We start from the raw sequence: 6,203 nt of genomic DNA, 5'->3' as shown, positions 1-6,203 counted from the left end.
CGGGAACTGTTAGAGGGGCTGCCCGTTGTGGAAGTCATTGTCGAACCTGATAATGTGGATCTGAATCGATATCGTCGTATAGGTGAAGAGCGCACACGTACGCTTGAATTTGAACCGGGAAAGCTATATGTCAAAGAGACAGTACGTCCCAAATACGGACTCAAAAATAATTTAAGTCTTCCCAAAGAGGGTGAAAGCGGTGTCATAATAGCACCGCTTCCACCTTCCCCTATATACAAATGTCTGGCAGGACCTTCCTTGCTAGCCGAAATACTTCTGCAGAAATATGAATATCATGTTCCCTTTTATCGTCAGGTAAAGGAATACAGACATTTGGGTGTACGACTGCCGGAAAGTACTTTAAGCGGGTGGTTTAAGCCGGTATGTGAGTTATTAAGTCCTCTTTATTCGGAATTAGTAAAGCTCGTAACGGGCAGCGGATATGTTCAGGTCGACGAAACCACAGTACGGGTCATCAACAAAGGAAAGGGAAAAACCGATAAGGAGTATTTATGGATGGTCAGGGCAGTTATGGAAAAACAGGTCATCTTCCATTATGATGACGGTTCCCGATCCGGACAGACAATCAGAAATTTATTAAAGGACTTCAAAGGATATCTTCAAAGTGACGGATACAGTGCCTACAATGCGTTTGATGGCACTAAGGACGTGTGCCTTATTGCCTGTCTGGCCCATATCAGAAGACATATGGAGCTGGCACTGGATGAAAATAGATCACTTGCTGAATATGCTCTTAAACAAATACAGGAACTATATCATATTGAGCAGATAGCAGATGCCCGGAAACTCGATGCGCAGGGACGATGTGCACTCCGCCAGCGTTTGGCAACTCCCATACTTGACTCCTTTGAAAAATGGGTGGAACAGACTTATGGCAAAGTACCACCAAGAAGTCGCATGGGACAAGCTATTACCTATACTTATCCTCTTTGGCCAAGAATGAAGAATTACCTGAAAGATGGAAATCTGAAAATCGATAATAATCTGGCGGAAAATGCGATTAGACCACTTACTTTGTCCAGAAAGAACTTCCTCTTTTGTGGTAACCACGAGGCTGCTGAAAATACAGCAATCATATGCTCACTATTAGCTACCTGTAAAGCACAGGAAATTAACCCAAGGGAATGGCTGAATGATGTCATAGCCAAACTTCCATACTATCTGGAAAAGGACTCCGGGAAAAATGTTCGTGAACTTCTTCCGGATGTTTGGAAGTTAGAGAAATCCAACACGAATCCAATTGGAGTTTAAATATTTATGTTGAAGAATAAAAAAAACTCGATATTAGCTTTTGACTAAAGTTGATATCGAGTTTTCTATTTTATGAAAATACAATGTGTACTTTATCGGATGCTTACACTGTTGAATCATGCTTGAGACTGTAGTTACCGTAAAAAAGCCGGAACTTGAGCTTCTATGTCATAGAGGACGTGAGTTTTTATTCTACCTTTTTTACTACAAAATTTAGCCCGAGGGAATGTAACCAAGCATAACGAAAAGCATACTTTTTTCCTTGAATATTTAGGATATGAGTAGCGCGTTTTCGTAGGCTTTCTTCATCATGTAGAATGCAAAATCTTCGAAGATTCTGTAATCTCTGTTTTGGCTAGCTGTTGCAAGTGTAGTTTTGGCCAAAGGTTCACACGACCTAATCTCAAATGATAACACATGGATTGATGTGCTTCCAATGCAATGATCAAGTCGCGTAGACTCTCACGATTGCTTAGTTGCCCGAACACCATAGCAAAAAGCTGCTTCCAGTAAGTGAAGTGCTTAACATAGCGGTTTCCGTCGTACTTGTCTACGAGCCTTCTAAATTTATTGTTGTTCAAAAATTCTACTAGTTGAGCAAAAATATGTTTGTCTTAATTCATTTGAAGCCATTTGGTTTGGCTTCAAAGGCATAATTTCAAATCGTTGCACTTTATAAATAGGGTGTAATTAGCTGTATTTCAGCTATTTCAAAGATCTGTTTATCCACTTTTGCGGGACAGTAATGATATGATTAATTTCTAAGTGCCGTAATTTTTACATATTTTCTTTTGGAAAATTGATAGACAAGAACATGAGCAGGCAAGTCGGAATTGTCCGGATGGTTGTTCATGCTTTTGTCTTTTCCTGAGAAGCGGTTCTTTATGGCAATCTGCAGAAGTGAAGTTTGTGTAGCTTGGGGAATTACCGTAATATACCATGGAAAATATTTTATCGGAATGCTATTTAAGGTTTAAGTCTGTTCTCCTTCATTACCACTCAACAGATGTTTGAGTGCCGGATCATTTTCGATTCGTATCAGTTCGTTTTCTACAAGTTCTACAATATTCTGTTTGATTTGCCGGTAGTTGGTCTGTATCTGCTGCTCCATTGTATCATTACCTTCCTCGTCCAGAAAGCTGCTGATTTCGGGTATGGGTTGGTAGGCCGCCGTCTCTTTCTGTACGGCTTCATTGTCCATCACTATCTGTGCATGGAAAATCTTCTGGTCTATCGCTTCTCCGAAATTGTCCGCTACGGCACCGACAAACATACCTTGTGAGAGTGTACTGATTTTGCTGGCAGGTATCAGGCTGTCCAGTTGCGTACTGATGGAAGTGGAAGTGTCGCTTCGGTTGATGCTCACAGACTCCCGCTTTTGCAGGATTTTTCCAAATCTTTCCGACAAGGTTTTAGCTGTTTCACCCACCACCTGACCGCTGAATACATTACCCACAGTTGACATGATAACGGCGGCCTCCTTGTCACCATAGTCACGTTTCAACTGGCTGAAGTCCTGGAAACCCAATACAACCGCCACTTTGTTGCTTCGTGCCGTGGCAATCAGATTGTCCAAACCTTTAAAGAAAATCGTGGGTAACTCGTCAATAATCACACAACTTTTGAGTTGCTTCTTCTTATTTATTAGTTTAACGATTCTCGAATTATAAAGCCCCAATGCTGCTCCATAGATTGAAATTCTGTCGGGATTGTTGCCCACACATAACACTTTCGGTTCTTTGGGATTATTAATATCCAGTGTAAAGTCACTGCCGGACATTACCCAATAGAGTTGCGGACTTATCAGTCTGGATAACGGGATTTTAGCACTTGCAATCTGGCCCTGGAGCTGCTCGCTCGCTCCACCTTTCCATGCGTCAATGAACGGACTCAGGTAGTTCTCAAGTTCGGGATAGCTTGTCAGAATGGTGAATACATCCTCGTACCTTTTGTTCAATAGTTCTATCGCATGGGGGAATGTACAAAACCTGCCGCCTTCATAGATTTTCAAGAACCATATTATCGCCGTAAACAGGACAATCGGGGATTCCACAAAGAAGTCTCCCTGCTTCTGCACCCACGACTTATTGAGGTTAAGCATTATGGTGTACGACGATTCGTAAGCGTCTGAAATATCCGTCATCAGTTCTGGCGCCAGCGGGTTACAGCGATGGCTCTTGCGTGGGTTATCGAAATTTATCACGTAGAACTTGGGCGGTATCTTATAGCGGTGTCTGTACTTAATCAGATGGTTATAAGCTATAACCGACAGGTCATCAAATTTGAAGTCGTATATATAAAGAGCATAGGACTTCTCGATTGCCTGCTTTATGTAATTATTGACCACAGCATACGATTTCCCGCTACCCGGTGTACCTAAAATCATACTGGCCCGAAAAGGATTCACCACGTTTATCCAGCCTTTCCATTCCTTTCTCCTGTACCAGAATTTAGTCGGCAGGTTAATGGAATACTCGTTTTCCATAAGGCGGGTTTCCTGCATGAACGATTCATTTTCGGTATTGAAAACGTCCTCCAGCAAATTGTTCTTCAACAGACGGCTTATCCATAAACCAGATGCCAATAGGCAGAAGAAACCGACGACCAATGTCGTGGTATAAAGTACGGCGCATACACCGGATGATGCGTCAATGGACAGCAGCCACCAGTTCAGGAAAAAGAGTATGGCACCCGCTATGGCCGCAATAGTTATCTGCCTTCATGTGATTTCATGCTTCTTCACACCCTTGTTGCTCATGCAGGACAGGCCGAGGAAGAGGACACAAAACAGTTTTGTGTAAAGAACGGACGAGAACAGTCCGGTGGTACGCTGGAAATTGGACAGTATCCTGTCCACAATATCAAGCGTCCAGCCCATTTCGTGTAGCCAGCCATAACAAAACCAATAGATGTGTATCGCCAAAAATAGAAAACTGATGGCCCGCATAAAGTCCGTGACTTTGGCAAGACCTCTTAAATCATCTTCATTCTGCATAATTGTAACTGTTAAAATTCGACTTTTTGTTCTATACCTTTATTATATTATAATCTGCGCCTGCGCTTCTTCTTTTTCCTGCGTCCGAAGCGGAAGGCCGGATCGATATACTCGTGCGTATGGTCATCTTCCATGAGTACGGAGAAAATGTCAATGGCACCGAGTGCGGACGTATCAATCAGACTGCCGGACGGTTCACTCTGATAGCCTTGATTTTCCTGTTGCCGGTATTCCTTCCTTTCCAGTCTTTCTTCCGTATCTTGTTCCTGCCGGGGTGTATCCTGCTCCGGCGGTGGTATCAGTCTTGTACGGTCCGCATCCGGATTGTTGAACAATTCGTTGAACACATTGGCCGAAAAGGCCTTGCCCAGACGCGAGCCGTTAAACACTGTCCGGCTAGTATGGTCTATGAAAGTGATGCCGTACAGACGTCCTTCGGGATTGATACGGTAAACCGTCTCTATATCCGCCTCTTTCAGCTTTCGGGCGAAATCCTCTTTCGTGCCGATATCCTGCATGGCTTTAATGACTTCCTGTCTTGTCCTTTCGGCAAGGCTGTTCCTTTTCACCTTTTCAGTAGAGGCGGCAAACTTCTTTTGCAGTGCTTCATAACCGAATGCCTTACCGAACTTGCTGGACTTGAAAGGTGTTCCCACCTGCTGTCCGTTATCATCCAAAGCTCCGTACATAATACCGTGGTATTCCTTCCCGTCCACACTTCCCCTGACTTTATAAACGGTTACGTTATACAGGTTCAGAAGAGTGTTGTATTCGGCAAGCGAGTGACAGTTGTAACATTCCAGCAAGGTTCGGGCGGTATGCTTTACCTGTGCTTTCACGTCTCCTTTCGGATAATCCACTTTTTGTAGGGATGATAGTTCCCTCTCACCGTGTTCTCCGAATGTGGGATGAAGCCCGTACTTCACTTCCATTTCACGGCAGATGTTCTGTGCCCGGATAGCCTCCCGATTGTGGTCTATCTTTTCACCCTGCCCGTTGATACGTACCGAAACGATGTGCATGTGTTTGCGGTTTATGTCTTCGTGCAACCATACGATATAGGGCTGGTTCCCGTAACCGAACTTTTCCATGAACTCCTGCGCCAGTACGGTCATCTGCTCTTCTGAAAGAATGTCTTTCGGGGAAGGATTCAAGGAGATGTGGATAACCGGTTTCCTGACGTGCGAGTTAAGTGCGATATAAGGCTCGAAAGCCTGTACGCAGTTTTCAATCGGTACATTGCCGGAAGTATCCGCCGCTATTTTAGGATGTCACAATACCTTTGCCGTACCGTCATCCACCTTTATCTTATTATAGGCAATCACTCCATAGAATGAACTGCCCGATGTGATATTCGGCACCATGACGTTATTCCTTTTTAGTGAGATACTCCTTTTCGTACCGTTTTGTCAGCTCGATAATCTGTTTGCAGAGTTCCTCCAGCTTGCGGGTTTCTTCTGCCAGTTTGTAAAGGAACGCAAGCGATTTCTTCTCCCCGTAAATGGTATGGATGGTCTTTACACATTGGTTGTAGTTGTTTCCTATCCGTCGGAACTGCTGATAGAAAGCGGTCAGCCGGGCGTAGTATTCCTGCGCTTCCTTGTCAATCCTTACCACCTTGAACTCTCAGCCGAAGATGCGTGCAAAGATAAATTCGGCCTTGTTCTTCATGCCGGACTGTTCGAACATCGTGAGAAACTTCTCGTTCTCATTGTCATTGAGACAAAGGTAATAGCGGTGCGTACGCGGGTCTGCCAGCACCTTGCGCCCTGCGGCGTTACGGATTCTTGTTTCATCTTTCATAACATGAAAATTTTAAAAGGTTCGACTTGGGAGAACCTTTGCCCCCCGAAACACCTTTCGGGCGAGACTTTCAGCGGTTGGAAATATTCTCAACCGCTGAAAGTACACCTCGCTATATGCTGACGCATATTAA

General features: G+C 44.0%; 3 protein-coding genes and 2 pseudogenes. 1 reads left to right on the top strand and 4 read right to left on the bottom strand.

Annotation, left to right across the window (positions count from 1 at the left end):
• A partial coding sequence (locus EJF25_RS23820; RefSeq protein ID WP_125043171.1) for an IS66-like element ISBvu3 family transposase occupies window positions 1-1,272 on the top strand: 1,272 nt, incomplete at its 5' end.
• 308 nt (window positions 1,273-1,580) lie between these two features.
• On the opposite strand, the gene EJF25_RS26010 is transcribed toward EJF25_RS23820, so the two are convergent.
• The 4 genes and pseudogenes from EJF25_RS26010 to mobA all read right to left on the bottom strand — a co-directional run bounded on the left by EJF25_RS26010 (window position 1,581) and on the right by mobA (window position 6,070).
• Window positions 1,581-1,853: a DUF4372 domain-containing protein gene (locus EJF25_RS26010; RefSeq protein ID WP_235016907.1), complete on the bottom strand. Its 273-nt coding sequence runs from the start codon at window positions 1,851-1,853 to the stop codon at window positions 1,581-1,583.
• Between the two features lie 392 nt (window positions 1,854-2,245).
• Window positions 2,246-4,267, bottom strand: a pseudogene (gene mobC / locus EJF25_RS23810) (conjugal transfer protein MobC).
• 47 nt (window positions 4,268-4,314) lie between these two features.
• Window positions 4,315-5,529 carry a conjugal transfer protein MobB gene (gene mobB / locus EJF25_RS23800; protein WP_306308344.1) on the bottom strand — a complete coding sequence of 405 codons (1,215 nt, stop codon included), beginning with the start codon at window positions 5,527-5,529 and terminating at the stop codon, window positions 4,315-4,317.
• A 106-nt stretch (window positions 5,530-5,635) separates the two neighbouring features.
• Window positions 5,636-6,070: pseudogene (gene mobA, locus EJF25_RS26005) on the bottom strand (conjugal transfer protein MobA).
• Window positions 6,071-6,203: the final 133 nt, after the last annotated feature.

The sequence above is a fragment of the Bacteroides faecalis genome (genome assembly GCF_003865075.1).
Taxonomy (GTDB): domain Bacteria; phylum Bacteroidota; class Bacteroidia; order Bacteroidales; family Bacteroidaceae; genus Bacteroides; species Bacteroides faecalis.
Note: the sequence above shows the minus strand (reverse complement) of the source record. Positions and strands in the feature narration are given on the sequence as shown.